General features: G+C 60.1%; 16 protein-coding genes. 12 read left to right on the top strand and 4 right to left on the bottom strand.

The window, feature by feature from the left end:
* The 3 genes from EE36_RS01970 to EE36_RS01960 all read right to left on the bottom strand — a co-directional run bounded on the left by EE36_RS01970 (window position 1) and on the right by EE36_RS01960 (window position 2,777).
* Window positions 1-732, bottom strand: coding sequence for a c-type cytochrome (locus tag EE36_RS01970; protein WP_005848962.1), 732 nt, complete (start codon window positions 730-732; stop codon window positions 1-3).
* A 55-nt stretch (window positions 733-787) separates the two neighbouring features.
* Window positions 788-1,972 carry a sulfite oxidase gene (locus tag EE36_RS01965; RefSeq protein ID WP_005848960.1) on the bottom strand — a complete coding sequence of 395 codons (1,185 nt, stop codon included), beginning with the start codon at window positions 1,970-1,972 and terminating at the stop codon, window positions 788-790.
* Window positions 1,973-2,240: 268 nt separating this feature from the next.
* Window positions 2,241-2,777, bottom strand: coding sequence for a peroxiredoxin (locus EE36_RS01960; RefSeq protein WP_005848958.1), 537 nt, complete (start codon window positions 2,775-2,777; stop codon window positions 2,241-2,243).
* Between the two features lie 239 nt (window positions 2,778-3,016).
* Between EE36_RS01960 and EE36_RS01955 the strand changes: the two genes are divergently transcribed.
* The 5 genes from EE36_RS01955 to EE36_RS01935 all read left to right on the top strand — a co-directional run bounded on the left by EE36_RS01955 (window position 3,017) and on the right by EE36_RS01935 (window position 7,391).
* Window positions 3,017-4,012, top strand: a complete 996-nt coding sequence (locus EE36_RS01955) for a TRAP transporter substrate-binding protein (protein ID WP_005848957.1) — start codon at window positions 3,017-3,019, stop codon at window positions 4,010-4,012.
* Window positions 4,013-4,083: 71 nt separating this feature from the next.
* Complete coding sequence (locus EE36_RS01950) at window positions 4,084-4,614, top strand: TRAP transporter small permease (protein WP_254655531.1); 531 nt, start codon at window positions 4,084-4,086, stop codon at window positions 4,612-4,614.
* A 2-nt stretch (window positions 4,615-4,616) separates the two neighbouring features.
* Complete coding sequence (locus EE36_RS01945; protein ID WP_005848953.1) at window positions 4,617-5,897, top strand: TRAP transporter large permease; 1,281 nt, start codon at window positions 4,617-4,619, stop codon at window positions 5,895-5,897.
* Window positions 5,898-5,955: 58 nt separating this feature from the next.
* Window positions 5,956-6,672 (top strand): ribonuclease activity regulator RraA, encoded by a 717-nt coding sequence (locus EE36_RS01940; protein WP_005848951.1) that lies wholly within the window; start codon window positions 5,956-5,958, stop codon window positions 6,670-6,672.
* Window positions 6,648-7,391, top strand: a complete 744-nt coding sequence (locus tag EE36_RS01935; protein ID WP_050752188.1) for a FadR/GntR family transcriptional regulator — start codon at window positions 6,648-6,650, stop codon at window positions 7,389-7,391. Before EE36_RS01940 ends, EE36_RS01935 begins: the two co-directional genes overlap by 25 nt.
* A gap of 4 nt (window positions 7,392-7,395) precedes the next feature.
* On the opposite strand, the gene EE36_RS01930 is transcribed toward EE36_RS01935, so the two are convergent.
* On the bottom strand, window positions 7,396-7,743 hold the full coding sequence (locus EE36_RS01930) for a cupin domain-containing protein (RefSeq protein ID WP_005848947.1): 348 nt from the start codon (window positions 7,741-7,743) through the stop codon (window positions 7,396-7,398).
* Between the two features lie 372 nt (window positions 7,744-8,115).
* Here EE36_RS01930 and EE36_RS01925 point away from each other — a divergent pair, with 372 nt between their 5' ends.
* The 7 genes from EE36_RS01925 (at window position 8,116) to EE36_RS01895 (ending at window position 15,611) form a co-directional block, all read left to right on the top strand.
* Complete coding sequence (locus tag EE36_RS01925; RefSeq protein WP_005848946.1) at window positions 8,116-8,862, top strand: SDR family NAD(P)-dependent oxidoreductase; 747 nt, start codon at window positions 8,116-8,118, stop codon at window positions 8,860-8,862.
* A gap of 71 nt (window positions 8,863-8,933) precedes the next feature.
* A complete protein-coding gene (locus tag EE36_RS01920) occupies window positions 8,934-10,439 on the top strand; it encodes an aldehyde dehydrogenase (NADP(+)) (RefSeq protein ID WP_005848944.1) in 1,506 nt (501 codons plus the stop codon).
* 166 nt (window positions 10,440-10,605) lie between these two features.
* Window positions 10,606-11,598 (top strand): TRAP transporter substrate-binding protein, encoded by a 993-nt coding sequence (locus EE36_RS01915; protein ID WP_005848942.1) that lies wholly within the window; start codon window positions 10,606-10,608, stop codon window positions 11,596-11,598.
* Between the two features lie 75 nt (window positions 11,599-11,673).
* Window positions 11,674-12,168 carry a TRAP transporter small permease gene (locus tag EE36_RS01910; protein ID WP_005848940.1) on the top strand — a complete coding sequence of 165 codons (495 nt, stop codon included), beginning with the start codon at window positions 11,674-11,676 and terminating at the stop codon, window positions 12,166-12,168.
* On the top strand, window positions 12,165-13,475 hold the full coding sequence (locus tag EE36_RS01905; protein WP_005848938.1) for a TRAP transporter large permease: 1,311 nt from the start codon (window positions 12,165-12,167) through the stop codon (window positions 13,473-13,475). The genes EE36_RS01910 and EE36_RS01905 overlap by 4 nt, the downstream gene beginning before the upstream one ends.
* Before the next feature lie 37 nt (window positions 13,476-13,512).
* Entirely contained in the window at window positions 13,513-14,703 is a 1,191-nt protein-coding gene (gene uxuA / locus EE36_RS01900; protein ID WP_005848936.1) for a mannonate dehydratase, read from the top strand.
* Window positions 14,700-15,611 (top strand): sugar kinase, encoded by a 912-nt coding sequence (locus tag EE36_RS01895; protein ID WP_005848934.1) that lies wholly within the window; start codon window positions 14,700-14,702, stop codon window positions 15,609-15,611. Before uxuA ends, EE36_RS01895 begins: the two co-directional genes overlap by 4 nt.
* Window positions 15,612-15,635 lie beyond the last annotated feature (24 nt).

The following is a 15,635-nucleotide window of genomic DNA, read 5'->3' as shown; positions in this document are numbered from 1 at the left end:
TCAGTCGGCGTCTGACAAACTGGCGAGATAGGCGATCACATCGGCTTGGTCTTCCGGCTTGCGCAGCCCGGCAAAGCTCATCTTGGTGCCGGGCACGGCCTTGCGGGGGTTGGCAAGGAAAGTCGCAAGCCGGTCGGGTGTCCAGTCGCCGCCATGGTCGGTCAGCGCGCCGGAATAGCGGAACCCGTCCACCGCCGCGACAGAGGCACCGACGATCCCGTAAAGATTTGGCCCGACGCGGCTTGGGCCATCTTCTTCGACCGTGTGACAGGCTTTGCACTTCCTGAACACCTTCTCGCCCGCGGCGGGGTCGCCTTGTGCCAGAATCTCGGCACCGGGGGTTTCCGGCTCTGCTGCGGCGGCGTCCTCGGTCGGCGCGCTGGCGTCGCTTTGGGCCGCGGCGTCTGATCCGCCCGCGACCGTCGCCACATAGGTCGATAGCGTTTCGATCTCCGCATCGGTCAGCGTTTCGGCAAAGCCGGGCATAATGCCGATCCCGCTTGTTACGGCGGCGCGGACCTGTTCGACGGTGGGCTTGAAGTCGTCAAGGTTCGGGCCGATCTCGCCTTCGGCACCTGCATCTTTCAAGCTGTGACAAAGGGCACATTGCGGCTGCGCTGTCTCGTTGAAAAGGGCGCGCCCGGCGTCAAGAGAGGCGTCGGCTGCTGCTACGCTGCCGATCAGCGCAAGGAAAAGGGCACCGCCAAGGCGCGGCGTCAGGGATGGGGTCATTTCAATGTCTCCGGGTAAGGGTCGGACCGACGGCCAAGGCCGCCGGTCTATGGTATCAGCTGACAGTCACGTCGACGGCATGTGCCCGCCATCCGTTGTTGCCATAACCGCGTTCGTTTGGCGGAAAGTTCTCTGGCTGGGCGTCGCCTGCGGCGTTGGTTGCCCGGCTGGCCAGCATATGTGTGCCTTCCGTCAGATCGGTGATCAGCACAAAGGGTCGCCACGCGTAGGGGCCAAGGTCAGGGCCCAGAAACTGCGCATCGGCCCAATTCTGCCCGCCGTCTGTGGACACTTCGACTTTCTCCAGCCCGCTGACACCGCCCATGGCGACGCCGTGAATCTGCACCTTGCCCGTTGCAGCATCCACCAGCGGCCCGGTGATCCATGATTTCACCGACATCTCGTACATGGAGGGTTGCGAGGGATCACCTTTTTCGCCGACAGGGCGGACGCGGTAGCCGGTCTGCTGGATCTTATTGGGCGATTCCTCGACCGTCAGGGCCAACCGTTTGAGATACTTGATATTGTTGACCCCGTAGTAGCCCGGGATAATCAGCCGCAGGGGGCCACCATGCGCCAGCGGCACGGGTTCGCCGTTCATCTCCCACGCGAGGATCGCGCGATCCATCGCAGCCTTGGGGACAGAGCGTTCAACTTGGATCGATTCAGGCGGGAGCCCTTGGGGAATGTCCTCTCCGCCGGTGCCGGTCAGATACACGGCATCCGCATCGGCGCCGCCCATTGCGTCAATAACGGCGCGCACGGGCACACCTGTCCACACGACATTGCCCGCCGCCCCGACAGACCACTGCGACCCGCTCGTCTCGTGATCGAAGAAAGCGCGCCCGTTGCCCGAGCATTGCAGCACGCACACCACCGTTTCGACGCCAAGCGTTTTCAACGCGCCGACGGTCATCTTGCCGGGGTTTGCAACACCGTCGATCTCGACCTCCCAGGCATCGCGGTCGGCAACGATCTTGTCCGAGGGGGCGGGCAAGTTGTTGCGGATGTAAAGTTCGGTTGTGGGGGTGATCAGCTCTGACCCCTGTGCGGCGCGTTTCGTCTCGAGCGTCTGCTTGGAATGGACGATCATGTCCTCGGCGTCTTTCCAGGCGACGTAATCCGGCAAAGGCTCTCCGCCTGATTGTGCCAAAGCCGGTGCCCCGACCGCGACGGCTGCCATCGTGCCTGCCGATCCGATTAAAAAGTGCCGACGCTTAACGTTTTCAATGACTTTCATGTCTTCCTCCCGTGGTTCCGGGCCTTTGCTCTGTATGGTGGGCAAAGGCTCTATGACCAAGTGACGTCCGGGGGGTGCGGTTTATTCCCGCGTGACAAAATAACTTTTGATAAAGATTGGGGGCGCCCGCTGGATCGGTGCCCGTTCGCGCAGGCCCGCTGTATCCAGCGGTTTGGCAGAACTCGGGTCTGTCGCGTCGCGGGAGCCGTTGTGTTGTATTGGGGGTGCTCCTCTTGGCTGTCTTGCGGTTGGTAGGATCAGGTCGGGTTCAGGCGTTCCCGCGGACAGGTTTGTCGTTGTTGATTGTGAATATCATCCCGTCGAGAAGTTCATCCAGATCGGGGCGCGCCGCCGGACCGTTAGAGATGGCTATGATCTGCGTTGTGCCGTCGGGGCGCAGGCAGAAAATACCGGGCTCTGCAAAGCGACGGTCGGTTTCCTGCGAAGACAGCGGGTCGCTGACGTAAAGCCCCATGGCGCGCATGTCACTTTCTTGCAGGTCGTAGCCGATGTCGAAGGTCCACCCGAAGCGCGCGACATCATCGCTGACTTTTTCCAGCGGGTCGGCCGAGACGCATTTCACCGCAAAACCCGCGTCTTCCCACTTTGCATAGTTGTGTTCCAGCTTGCCCAGGTAGGTCTTGCAGCGTCCGCAATGCTTGCCACGGTATACAATGAGCAGCGTCCAGCCGTCGGTCGCGCCGCCCACCGTCATGGTGCCGCCGCCGAATTTAGGCACCTCGAACACGGGGAAGGCGGTGCCCGCCTGTAGTTTGGTTGTCTGGTTGGAATACGAATTTGTCATGTATCTACCTCTTCCTATGTATTAGCCCGCCCGTGCAGCAGGGGCGAAATTGCCGTCGCCTTACTCGTCTCTTCGCAGGCCTTAAGCCCTTTAAAATTCTAAATTTTTGGGTCGGTGCAGTGAATATCAAAACGACAAGGTCGGGCGCGTCCCCATTAAAACTCGAAAAATAGTACTTGTAAATATTTGTAAGTAATGTGATCACTTTTGCAATAATTTGTCTTTGGGAGGAAACAAATATGAAACTGAATAAAATCATCACCCGTGGTGCCTTTGCGATTGCCGCGGCATCGACGCTGGCTGTCATGCCCGTGACGGCGCAGGCAAAAGACTGGCGCGGCTGGAATATCCACGTCGAGGATTACCCTGTATCGCACGGTATGGAAGCCTTCATGGAAGAGGTCACCGAAAAGACAGGGGGCGAGATCAAGGGCAAGGTGTTCCACGCTGGCGTTCTGGGCTCGCAGCCCGATGCGATTGAACAGCTGCGTCTCGGGATTATGGATTTTGGCGTCTTCAGCCTTGGGCCAATGGGGCAGGCCGTGCCTGCGACCAACGTCGTGTCCTTGCCTTTCGTCTTCAAAAGCGTGCCACAGATGTATGAGCTGATGGACGGCGAACCCGGGGCCGCACTTGGGGAAGCGCTAGAGGAAAAGGGGATTGTCCCCCTTGGCTACTATGACGCCGGCGCGCGGTCTTTCTATAACTCGGTCAAGCCGATCAATACGCCCGAAGACGTGCAAGGCATGAAAGTGCGCGTGATGAACAACGACCTGTTCGTCGGCATGATCGAATCCATGGGCGGCAACGCCACCCCGATGGCCTTTGCGGAAGTCTACCAATCGATCAAGACCGGCGTTGTGGACGGGGCAGAGAACAACCCGCCGTCTTATGAATCCACCAGCCACTTCGAGGTTGCGAAATACTATTCGTTGACCCAGCACCTGATCATTCCCGAATGTCTGTGCATGAGCAAAAAGACCTTTGACGGTCTGACACCGGAACAGCAGGAAATCGTGAAAACCGCCGGTAAAAACTCCACCGATCTGCAGCGCAAACTCTGGGGCGAACGTGAAGCGGCGTCGATGAAGATCATCATGGACGGTGGCGTCGAAGTGAACGAGATCGCCGACAAATCGGCGTTCCAGGAAGCGATGGTGCCCGTCTACGAAAAGTATCTGGCGGCCAATCCAGAGATGACGGATCTCGTCAATCTGTTCCGCAACGCTGACTGATCAGCGCGGCTGGACAATCGTGCGCCCTGTTGCAACGGGGCGCACCCCTTCTCTCACAAAGGAATAGGGCCGTGGAACACGTACCCCTCTGGATGAAGCATACCGAGCGTGCGCTCGACGGGCTGAGTTTTCTTTGCATGCTCGCGGCCTCTATCGCCATCGTCGTGCTGATCGCGACCTTTGGCTGGCTGGTGTTCGGGCGCTATGTCTTGAACGTCACACCGACATGGGTCGAACAGCTGGCGCTATTGCTGATCTGCTATGTGACCTATCTGGGCGCGGCGGTCGGGATCCATGAGAACACGCATCTCGGGGTGACGCTATTCCGCGACATGATGGGCTGGCGGGTCAGTAATTTCCTGAAGCTCGTCATTGATATCGTCCTTGCCGGTTTCGGCCTGATCATGCTGGTCGCAAGTATTGAACTGGTGAAATTCGGGTGGAGCACAATGCTCCCCATGCTGAACATCCCCGAGAGTTTCCGGTCCTTGTCGGCAGCGATGTGCGGTGGGCTTGTCTTTGTATTTGCCGGACTGCGCGCGGTGTTTCGGATCGCCTGTCTTCTGCGCGGTATCCCCTATCATGAAAAAGGTCTGTTTTAATCATGGGTCTGACAATCCTTCTTGGCATTTTCGGTGTCTCCGTCGTGATCGGTATCCCCGTCGCCTTTGCAATGGGTATCGCAGCCCTGACCGCTTTCTGGTACGAAGGTTTTCCGCTGCTGATCACCTTTCAGCGGTCGGTCTCCGGCATCTCTGTCTTCTCGCTGCTGGCGATCCCGTTCTTTGTTTTCGCAGGCGAGCTGATGCTGCACGGCGGTATCGCCATGCGTCTGGTCAAGTTCGCCTCGGCCCTTGTGGGTCACGTGCGCGGCGGTCTGGCATCGGTGAACATCTTTTCCAGCATGTTGTTCGGCGGGATTTCGGGATCGGCTGTGGCTGATATCTCGGCGCTCGGGTCTATTCTGATCCCTGTCATGAAGGAACGGGGCTATCATTCCGATTATGCGGTGAACGTGACCGTTACATCATCGATTGCGGGCATCGTTATTCCGCCCAGCCACAATATGATTATCTTTGCAGTGGCCGCAGGCGGGGGGATCTCGATCTCGAAGCTGTTCCTCGCGGGGGTGGTGCCCGGCATGCTGATGTGTCTGTGCCTTGCGGTGGCGGCCTATGTCATTGCGATCAAACGCAACTATCCGGCGGAACCCTTCCCCGGCTGGCGTGCGGTCGGCGTTGCATCGCTGCATGCGCTGCCGGGTCTGGTGACGGCTGTGATCATCGTGGGCGGGGTGCTGTCGGGTATTTTCACCGTGACTGAATCCGGTGCCTTCGGTGCGATCTATGCGCTGCTGCTGACCTATTTCGTCTATCGCAGCCTTGACTGGAACGGGTTCAAGACCGCCGTCGTCTCTGCCGTGCGCACAACCGCGATGGTCATGGTGCTGATCGGTTTCGCCAGTTCATTCGCCTATCTTCTGGCGCTGTATCAGGTGCCTGAAAAGCTGAGCAGCTTCATGCTTGGCATCTCGGAAGAAAAGATCGCCGTTCTGCTGATGATCAACATCATGCTGCTGGTGCTGGGGATGATCATGGATATGGCCGCGCTGATCCTGATCTGCACCCCGATCTTCCTGCCCATTGTGCGCGATCTTGGCATGGACCCCACCCAGTTCGGGATCATGCTGCTGGTCAACCTCGGGCTTGGTCTGTGCACGCCCCCCGTTGGCACCTGCCTGTTCGTGGGCTGTGCCGTTGGCAGGGTCAAGATCGAGGAAACGCTCAGGACCATATGGCCCTTCTACCTGGCCATTCTTATGGCGCTCTTGCTGGTCACATATGTCCCTGCGGTGTCGCTGTTCCTACCCTCATTGCTTGAATGAGCCGACCTTTTCCACGCCTTTCAAAACGCCCGAAATACCATAGTAGAAAGTTTTCACCATGACTGAACCGACGCCAGAACTCCTTGAAAAGCTCATGCATGTCAGCACGGCAACGCTGACCACCGCATTGTTCAAGCGCGGCTTTCGTAACGTCTTTATTCAGGGGCCGTACCGTATGAACCCCGGGCCGAATATGGTCGGGCCGGCCTACACCCTGCGCTATATTCCCGCGCGCGAGGATCTGGACGGGCTAGAGTCTTTCGCGGACCGCGCCAACCCGCAGCGCAAGGGCGTAGAGGAATGCCCCCCCGGGTCCGTCTTCATGATCGACTCGCGGCGCGATTCAACGGCGGCCTCGGCGGGGTGTATTCTGGCCACCCGATTGATGAAGCGCGGCTGCAAGGGGATCGTCACCGACGGGGGGTTCCGCGACACGCCCGAGATTTCGGCGCTCGAGATGCCCGCCTATCACACCCGCCCCAGTGCGCCGACAAACCTGACCAAACACCACGCCGTCGCGATCAATGACCCTATCGCATGTGGCGGTGTTTCCGTCTTTCCGGGTGATATTATCGTGGGCGACAATGAAGGCGTCGTTTGCATCCCCAAGCATCTGGTGGCAGAAATAGCGTCAGAAACCGAAGAGATGACCGTTTTCGAAGACTTCGTTCTGGAAATGGTGCAAAATGGTGCTTCGATTTTTGGGCTTTACCCACCGACAGATCCGGCAACGAAGGACGAATTCAAAGCATGGCGGGAACAAAACAACCGGTAGCAGGCGCAGATGCGAGCCGTTCCGCCATGGGCAAGCCCGCCAAGGAACGCACGCTCGCGGATCACGCCTACGAGAAAATCCTCGCGATGATTTCCAGCGGGGAGACCGCGGTCGGGGATAAGCTGCCGACGGAACACGCCATGAGCGAGATGCTGGAGGTGTCCCGGCCGGTGCTGCGTCAGGCGCTCAAGCAGCTACGCGAAGACGGGGTGGTCGTGTCGCGGCAGGGGTCAGGGTCATTCGTGCAGCGCCGCCCCGATACGGCGGTGCTGACCTTTGCGCCCGTGGGGTCCATCGCTGATATCCAGCGCACCTTCGAATTCCGCGCCGCGATCGAGGGGGAGGCGGCGTTCCTTGCCGCCGTGCGCCATACAGAAGCGGATCTGGCCAAGCTGCGCGCGCATTTCAAGGAGCTGGACCGCTGTATTCGCGAAGGGGAGTTGGGCGTCGAGGCAGACGAGGCCTTTCATCAGGCGATCTGCGAGGCGTCCGGCAACCAGTATTTCGCAACTGCGCGCACCTCGATGAAGTCGAACATCCTGACTGGCCTTAACCTGACGCGGAACCTGTCGCTCAGCAAACCGCGCGAGCGGATGGAGCTTGTCCAGCAAGAACACCGCCGCATCCTCGCCGCGATCATTGCGCGGGATCAGGCCGAAGCCCGCGCCGCCATGCGCGCCCATGTCGAGAATGCAAAGAACCGTGTGTTCGAAGGCTAACCGCTTACTCTAGCGGTAGCCCGTGGGCCGCCATGAAATCATCCCGCCGCGGCGCAAAACTGTCGAGCAGTTTCCCCGCCTGCAAGCAGAGGCAGGAGTGTTCGACGTTCGACGGGATGATCAACGCATCGCCGGGGTTCAGGATCTGCGTGTCGCCCCCAACGGTGAATTCGAACTGGCCAGAGGACACGAACGTCGTCTGCACATGGGGATGCGAATGGGGCACGCCGACGCCGTCCTTTTCGAACATGAACTCTACCATCATCAGCGCTTTGTCCTGACACAAGATGCGCCGCTGCGCGCCGGGGCCCGAGGTCATCCAACCCTGTGATGCGTCTGCTGTGGTGTCCATTGGTATGCCTCCCCCCGGCTTTAATCAGATGTAATAATTTGTAACTGTTTTTTCGATGTTGTCAACAGACTTGGGTGAGAGGCTCGCCTTAGTCCGCAGCGATTTTCATCGGGTTTTGTGCCTAATTACGTCCATAATCCACTGTTTTCTAGGGATTATCCGCAGGAAGCAAAGACCTTCGCGATTCACCAACCTCCATATTTGTAATAATTTGTATTGTCGCGCCCTGAGGTTTGCCCTAAGCAAGAGGACGGATAATGCAGTTGTTGGGCGTGCATCGCCGCCCTTGAACCCCATTGTGCATCGAAGGGAGACGCGGAGAGCACTGCTCGGTCAGGTTCCTCCGCAGAATTTTATATTCAGGAGACGATCATGGACCTCAAAGGGAAAACCGCAATTGTAACTGGCGGTGGCCGCGATATCGGCCGCGCCTGTGTGCTTGAGCTCGCGGCGCGGGGCGCGAATGTGGCGATCAACTATATGGCAAGCTCTGAAGGGGCCGACAGCGCCGTCGCTGAAATCAAGGCGGCGGGCGGTAATGCCTTCGCGCTGCAGGGCGATATGACCAAAGAGGCCGATGTTGCCGCGTTGGTAGAAAAGACCGTCAAGGAATTCGGACAGGTCGATACGCTGGTCCACGTCACGGGCGGGCTGGTCGCGCGGGTCACCATGTCGGAGATGACGCTGGATCACTGGCAGTCGGTCATGGACGTGAACCTGACATCCTTTGTGCTGATGGTGCGTGAATGTCTGCCCCATATGACCGAAGGGTCGTCGATTGTCGGGCTTGCGTCGCAGGCCGGTCGCGATGGCGGCGGGCCCGGTGCCTCGGCTTACGGCGCATCCAAGGGGGCGCTGATGACCCTGACGCGGGGTCTGGCGAAAGAGTTGGGTCCGAAAATCCGCGTGAATTCGCTTTGTCCGGGAATGATCGATACCGATTTCCACAACATCTTTACCAAACCCGAAGTGCGCACCCATGTGGCCAATGTCTCGCCCGTGAAACGCGAGGGGACTTCGGAAGATGTGGCCAAGCTGGCGGTGTTCCTTGCCTCGGATGATGCTGCGTTCATCACGGGTGCCAACGTCGATATCAACGGCGGCATGCTGTTTTCCTGACAACGACACGACCGGCGGCCGCGGATGCACGCGGCCGCCGGATTTTTGACAGAAGCTAAAGGAAGCGCAGCATGGAACTGATGGGCAAACACCTGATCGCAGGCGAATGGACCGACGCGGCAGAGCAATTTTCATCCGACCCCGCCGACGGGGAGCCACGGATTTTCGCCGCCGGTACCGTTGATCTGGTAGACCGCGCCGCGCAGGCTGCCGAGGATGCGTTTGACGCCTACAGCGCCACCACAGCGCAGGATCGCGCGGCCTTCCTGAATGCGATCGCGGACGAGGTTGACGCCCGTATCGACACATTGGCCCTGATCGGCGCCCAGGAAACCGGCCTGCCAGACGCACGTTTGCGCGGTGAAACAGGGCGCACATCCGGTCAGCTGCGGATGTTCGCGACACATATCCTTGAAGGCGACTTTCTGGACGCGCGCCATGATGCGGCCCTGCCGGATCGCACGCCTTTGCCGCGATCCGATTTGCGGATGATCCAGCGCCCGATTGGCCCTGTTGCGGTCTTCGGGGCATCGAACTTCCCACTCGCTTTCTCGACGGCGGGCGGGGATACGGCGTCGGCCTTGGCGGCGGGCTGTCCGGTGGTTGTCAGGGGGCACCACGCGCATCCCGGCACGGCAGAGGTCGTGGCCGCAGCGATTGCCGCCGCCATTACAGCTTGCGACATGCCCGCGGGAGTATTCTCGTTGATCCAGGGGGGCGGGCTAGAGGTCGGGCAGGCGCTGGTGCAGCATCCGCTGATCAAGGCCGTCGGCTTTACCGGATCACTGCGCGGCGGACGGGCGCTGTTTGATCTATGTGCACAACGGCCTGAACCCATTCCGTTCTTCGGCGAGCTTGGGTCGATCAACCCGGTCTTTGTACTGCCCGCCGCAGCCTCCGCCCGTGGCGCAGAGATCGGCGCGGGGTGGGCAGCGTCGCTGACGATGGGGGCAGGGCAGTTCTGCACGAACCCGGGCGTGGTTGTGGTCACCGACGGCTCCGGTGCCGATGCCTTCCGCGATGCCGCCGTCGCCGCCTTGCACGACAGCCCTGCCCAAACAACGCTGACGGCGGGGATCGCCGATGCCTATTTCGACGGGCGTGATCGTATCGCGCGCGCGGGGTGTACGCGCGCGCTCGTCTCTTCGGATCGGGGCGAGGCGCGTCGTGTCACCCCCGCTGTCTTCGAGGTCTCCGGCACCGATTGGCTGAACAGCGACGCGCTGGCGCATGAGGTCTTCGGGCCGCTTGGCATTATTGTGCGTGTAGCCGATGCGGATGAGATGGCCGCGGTTGCCAAAGGGCTGGACGGACAGCTGACCTGCACGTTGCAAATGGATGCAGGCGATACCGCTGCCGCCAAGGCCTTGATGCCGGTGTTAGAGCGCAAAGCGGGGCGGATATTGGCCAACGGCTTTCCCACGGGCGTGGAGGTCAGCGGGGCGATGGTCCACGGCGGGCCCTATCCCGCGTCGACCAACTTTGGCGCGACCTCGGTCGGGACGCTGGCCATCCGCCGTTTCCTGCGCCCCGTCTGCTACCAAGACCTGCCGGCAGAGCTGCTGCCGGTCGTTTGACCCTGTGTGGGGCAGCGGTGCGTGGGGGGTAAGCCGCTGATAACCTTGGTGTATACAAATAATTATAAATAAACTTGACGCATTACAAATACTAACGACATATTTCACGTCAGGGAGAATCTGGTCAGGCACGTATCTGGTCAGGCAACAATCAGGGAGGACTACCATGTCATTTTTTACCAAGACAGCACAGCTTGTTTCGGGTGCCGCCGTTGCTGCGACGCTCTTTACCGCGACCGCGCAGGCCGAGACGGTTCTGCGGGGGGCCAGCATGTTCGACGAGGAACATGCCTTTACCAAAACCCTGCGTAAATTCGAGGAACTGGTCGGCGAGAAATACGACGGCGATGTGACGTTTGACTTACGTCTGAACGGGGAGCTTGGCGTCGAAAGCGATTACGTCACCTTCCTGAACCAGGGTGTGGCGATTGATTATAGCATCCTTGCGCCGTCCAACATGGCCAAGTTCGCCCCGTCGATCCCGCTGATGGACATGCCGTTCCTGTTCCGCGATCTGGACCACTGGAATGCGGTCCTGTCCAGCGATGTGCTTGCGCCGCTGGAGGACGAGCTGCTGGAGAAAGCCGATATCAAGATCGTGGGCTACACCGGCGGGGGCACGCGCAATCTGCTGTCGAAAAACCCTGTTGTGACCTTTGATGATCTGAAGGGCCACAAGATGCGGGTCATGGGCGCGCCGATCCAGGCACAGATCTTCCAGGCGTTGACGGCGGCCCCGTCGGCGATTGCCTATAACGAGGTTTACAACGCCATCCAGACCGGTGTCATCGCAGGGTTTGAAAACGAGGCCGCGAGCATTCAGAACCTCAAGTTCTACGAGGTGGCCCCGAACCTGACGCTGACGCGCCATTCGATCACCGTGCGCCCCATCGTGATGAGCGGCAAGACCTTCAACAGCCTGCCCGCAGACCTGCAGGCCGCCGTGCTTGAAGCGGGCGAAGAGGCAGGGGCCTTTGGCCGCGAGCTGGAATCGCGCGAGGACGGCGTAAAGCTGCAAGAGATGGTCGATGCGGGTCAGCTGACCGTGTCCGAATTCGAAAACCGCGACAAGATGCTGGAAATGGTCAAGCCGGTGCAGGATGCCTATGCCGCCGAGATCGGTGCATCTGACCTGCTTGAAGCGGTCCGCGCCAAGTAATCCCTGCGGATGCCCCCCTTGGGTTCTTGTGACCCGAGGGGGATTTTATTTTCACTCAAGTTGATCGGTAAGCACATGATCCTGCGTGGTCTGGAACTGCTCGCATCCTTGCTCCGCTTCGTTGTGGGGGTGCTGATGTTTTCACTGGCGATCCCCGTCGGCCTGCAGGTCATCGCGCGCTACACCGGGGTGATCCCCGTCTATTTATGGACCGAAGAACTGGCCACGTTCATCTTTGTATGGGTGGTCATGCTCGGGTCTGCCCTGGCGGTGTGGGAGGGGACGCATTTCGACGTTCAGGTCATCCCCGGTGCCAAGCATCCGCTGCTGGCGTTCTTGCAACAAGCGCTGGTGCTTGGGTTGGTCGCGGGGTTTGCGCTGTTGTTCGCATGGTACGGCATTGATTACGCCAAGTTCGGGGGCAACCAGACGTCGGTCATGATGCGTGCAAATCTGATGTTCACGCATATCTCTGTCCCGATTGCCGGTGTGCTTTGGGCGGTCTTTGCCCTTTACCGTTTGTATCAAGCATTTGCGGTCTACCGCACAGAGGGGCGGGCCGTATCATGATCGTTTCAACGGGCCTTGCCTGTCTTATTCTTGTGGGCGGTTTCATCCTGCTTGTGGCGCTGCGGGTGCCGGTCGCCTTTGCCTTGGGGATCGCGACAATTCCGATTGTGATGCTGGATATCCGGCTGACGCCCTTCATCGTCATCGACCGGATGTTCCAGTCGTATAACTCGTTCATCCTGCTTGCCGTGCCGTTCTTTCTGTTGGCGGCGAACCTGATGAATTCGGGGTTGATCACGCAAAAGCTGATTGATTTTGCCCGCGTGCTGACTGGCTGGATGCCCGGAGGGTTGGGGCATGTGAATGTCGCCGTATCGATGCTGTTTGCCGGTATCTCGGGGTCGTCCACGGCAGATGCGGCGGGCTGCGGCAAGATCCTGATCCCCGCGATGGTCAAAGAAGGCTACGACACCCGTTTTGCCATCGCGATCACGGCCTGTTCGTCCGTGATGGGGGTGATCATTCCGCCCAGTATCCTCATGGTGGTCTGGGGCGGGGTCATGCAGATTTCAGTCGGCGCGCTGTTTCTGGCGGGGGCCATTCCCGGCTTGCTGATCGGTTTTGCCCTGATGGCGACGGTCTATGGCTATGCCAAGACATACGACTACCCCGTCACCCTGCGGCCCACATTCGCGCAGTTCTGGTCGGCGTTCAAAGGCGCGGCGCTGGCGATGCTGACCCCGGTTCTGGTGATCGGCGGCATCGTGGGGGGCATTGTGACCCCCACCGAAAGCGCGATCATTGCGGCGGGCTATGCGTTGATCCTTGGGGTTTTCGTCTATCGCACCGTGTCGGTGCGGGATCTTGGCGGCATCTTCTATGACACGGGCCGTTTTGCGTCGATCTCACTTTTTGCGATCGGGACGGCTTCGGCTTTTGGCTGGATGCTGGCGTTCTACAACGTGCCGCGTTTGATCGTAGACGTGTTGACCGCGCACGAGCTTGGCGTCATCGGCACGTCGTTGATCATCGCGGCGCTGTTCCTGTTCTTCGGTCTGTTCATCGATGCCATCCCGACCATTATCATTCTGGGAACGGTGCTTTTGCCCGTGGCGCGGGCGGCGGGGATTGATCCGGTGGCCTTTGCGATCATCGGGATCATCTCGTTGGCCTTTGGTCTGGTGACGCCGCCCTATGGCTTGTGTCTGCTGATCTCTGCGTCGATCGGGGGGATGAATGTGGTCAAGGTGCTGCGGGATGTCTGCATCATTCTGGCCCCGATGCTGGTGATCTTGTTGCTGGTCATTCTCTTTCCTCAGATCGCCCTGTGGCTGCCGCGCACGCTCATGCCGATGTCATTCCAATGACCCGTCGGCGCAGACATCTGATCGAATAGGATATCCCATGAAAGAAACATGGCGCTGGTTTGGCCCCACTGATCCGGTCACGCTTACCCATATCAAGCAGGCCGGCGCGTCGGGCATTGTGACCGCTTTGCACGACTACGCCCCCGGCGAGGTCTGGCCGCTGAGGGATATCACGGCCCTTCAGGCGCGGATCGAGGAGGCCGGCCTGAGCTGGGATGTATGCGAGTCGATCTGGATGCCGGATGCGATCAAGCTGAAGGGTGCCGGTGCCACGGCAGAGATCGCGGCATGGGTCGAGACGATGCGCAATCTGGCGCGCGCGGGCGTCAAGACGATCTGCTACAACTTCATGCCGCTGCTGGACTGGACCCGTACCGATCTGCGCTTCGAGATCGACGGGCAGGGGCAGGCCTTGCGTTTTGACATGGTGGATTTCGTGGTGTTCGACGTGCATATTCTTGCGCGCCCGAACGCTCAGGCCGATCACGCCCCCGATCTGCTGGCCGCGGCGCAGATGCGGTGGGGGCATATGACAAAGCCCGAGATCGCCGCGTTAGAGGCGAATATCATCGCCGGGCTCCCCGGTAGCGCGAAAGGGTTTACGCGGGCGGATCTGCTGGCGGGCATCGAAAGTTTCGCATCCCTGTCGCACCGCGACCTTCAGGCCAATCTGGCCGCCTTCCTGAGCGTCGTCGTGCCGGAGGCAGAGGCCTTGGGGGTGCGGCTTGCCATCCATCCCGATGATCCGCCGTTCCCGCTTTTCGGTTTGCCGCGCTGCGTTTCGACCGCGCAGGATCTGGCGTTTATTCTTGATGAGGTGCCGCGCGCTGCGAACGGGCTGACCTTCTGTACTGGGTCACTTGGGGCCCGTGCGGATAATGATCTGCCGGACATGGCCCGCCGCTTTGGCGCGCATATCCACTTTGCCCATTTGCGCAATGTGCAGCTCGAGGGGGATGGCAGCTTTCATGAAGCCGCAGCGCTTGGGGGGAGCACCGATATGATTGCGGTCCTCGCGGCCCTGCGCGCGGCAGAACAGGGGCAGCCCGCCCGCGCTATCCCGATGCGGCCGGATCACGGTCACCTGCTGGCATTCGAACAGCAGCAGAGAACAAATCCGGGCTATTCCTATCTGGGGCGGCTCAAAGGATTGGCGGAGCTACGAGGCGCCTTGGCCGCGCTGGACCATTCAGCCACCGGATCAAACCACGCAAGGCAGGTGCAATGACCTCAATTCTTGGCATCGGCGAATGTATGATCGAACTGTCGTCGGCGGGCGATGACCTGTGGCGGCAACGATTTTCCGGCGATGTGTTCAACGCCCTGTGGTACGCGCGGGCGCATTCCGCCGATGATGCGGATGTCGCCTTTCACACCGCTGTTGGCACGGACCCTATGTCGGACCAGATGCTGACCTTTATCCGGTCGGGCGGAATCCGCTGCGCGCAGACGCCGCGCATCGCTGATCGGCGCCCCGGTCTGTATACGATCCAGCTGAACGGGGCCGAGCGCAGCTTTACCTATTGGCGCGACACATCGGCGGCGCAGATGATGGTGCGCCACCCCGGCCCGCTTTGGCGCGATGTGGCAGGGGCGGATGTGGTCTATTTCTCGGGCATCACGCTGGCGATCCTGCCGCCCGACGACCTAGAGACACTCCTGGCCGGTTTGGTAGAGCATAAAAAGCAAGGTGGGCTTTTGGCGTTTGATCCGAATATCCGGCCTCACCTCTGGGCGGATAAAGACCGGATGCTTGATGTCATATCGCGGACCGCGGGGCTGAGCGAACTTGTACTGCCAAGTTTCGACGATGAAACAACGGCCTTTGGTGACCGCACCCCGCAAGACAGCGCGAAACGCTATGCCGATCTGGGGGCCGGGCATGTTGTGGTCAAGAACGGGCCTGCGGATACGATCCACCTGCAGGACGGCCAGTTGACGGCTTTCCCCGTGGCCCCGGTCGGGGACATTATCGATACGACAGCCGCCGGAGATTCCTTTAACGGTGCCTATATCGCATGCCTTCTGCGCGGCTTGCCGACCGAGGCCGCTATATCGGCCGCGCAGAGATGTGCGGGGCAGGTGATCAGGCATAAGGGTGCCATTATCTCGCGCAACGATCTGGGGCTGGTCTGACAGAGCGCGCGCACCCGCCGATAG

It is taken from the genome of Sulfitobacter sp. EE-36 (assembly GCF_000152605.1).
In the GTDB taxonomy this organism is placed as follows: Bacteria; Pseudomonadota; Alphaproteobacteria; order Rhodobacterales; family Rhodobacteraceae; genus Sulfitobacter; species Sulfitobacter pontiacus.
The sequence above is the reverse complement of the archived record's forward strand: the minus strand, read 5'-3'. Positions and strand labels throughout refer to the sequence as shown.

Coding starts and splice junctions, on each gene's coding strand:
- EE36_RS01915 (WP_005848942.1), top strand. CDS start 10,606: ATGTCATTTTTTACCAAGACAGCACAGCTTGTTTCGGGTGCCGCCGTT.
- EE36_RS01895 (WP_005848934.1), top strand. CDS start 14,700: ATGACCTCAATTCTTGGCATCGGCGAATGTATGATCGAACTGTCGTCG.
- EE36_RS01930 (WP_005848947.1), bottom strand. CDS start 7,743: ATGGACACCACAGCAGACGCATCACAGGGTTGGATGACCTCGGGCCCC.
- EE36_RS01940 (WP_005848951.1), top strand. CDS start 5,956: ATGACTGAACCGACGCCAGAACTCCTTGAAAAGCTCATGCATGTCAGC.
- EE36_RS01945 (WP_005848953.1), top strand. CDS start 4,617: ATGGGTCTGACAATCCTTCTTGGCATTTTCGGTGTCTCCGTCGTGATC.
- EE36_RS01955 (WP_005848957.1), top strand. CDS start 3,017: ATGAAACTGAATAAAATCATCACCCGTGGTGCCTTTGCGATTGCCGCG.
- EE36_RS01925 (WP_005848946.1), top strand. CDS start 8,116: ATGGACCTCAAAGGGAAAACCGCAATTGTAACTGGCGGTGGCCGCGAT.
- EE36_RS01905 (WP_005848938.1), top strand. CDS start 12,165: ATGATCGTTTCAACGGGCCTTGCCTGTCTTATTCTTGTGGGCGGTTTC.
- uxuA (WP_005848936.1), top strand. CDS start 13,513: ATGAAAGAAACATGGCGCTGGTTTGGCCCCACTGATCCGGTCACGCTT.
- EE36_RS01935 (WP_050752188.1), top strand. CDS start 6,648: ATGGCGGGAACAAAACAACCGGTAGCAGGCGCAGATGCGAGCCGTTCC.
- EE36_RS01960 (WP_005848958.1), bottom strand. CDS start 2,777: ATGACAAATTCGTATTCCAACCAGACAACCAAACTACAGGCGGGCACC.
- EE36_RS01970 (WP_005848962.1), bottom strand. CDS start 732: ATGACCCCATCCCTGACGCCGCGCCTTGGCGGTGCCCTTTTCCTTGCG.
- EE36_RS01910 (WP_005848940.1), top strand. CDS start 11,674: ATGATCCTGCGTGGTCTGGAACTGCTCGCATCCTTGCTCCGCTTCGTT.
- EE36_RS01920 (WP_005848944.1), top strand. CDS start 8,934: ATGGAACTGATGGGCAAACACCTGATCGCAGGCGAATGGACCGACGCG.
- EE36_RS01965 (WP_005848960.1), bottom strand. CDS start 1,972: ATGAAAGTCATTGAAAACGTTAAGCGTCGGCACTTTTTAATCGGATCG.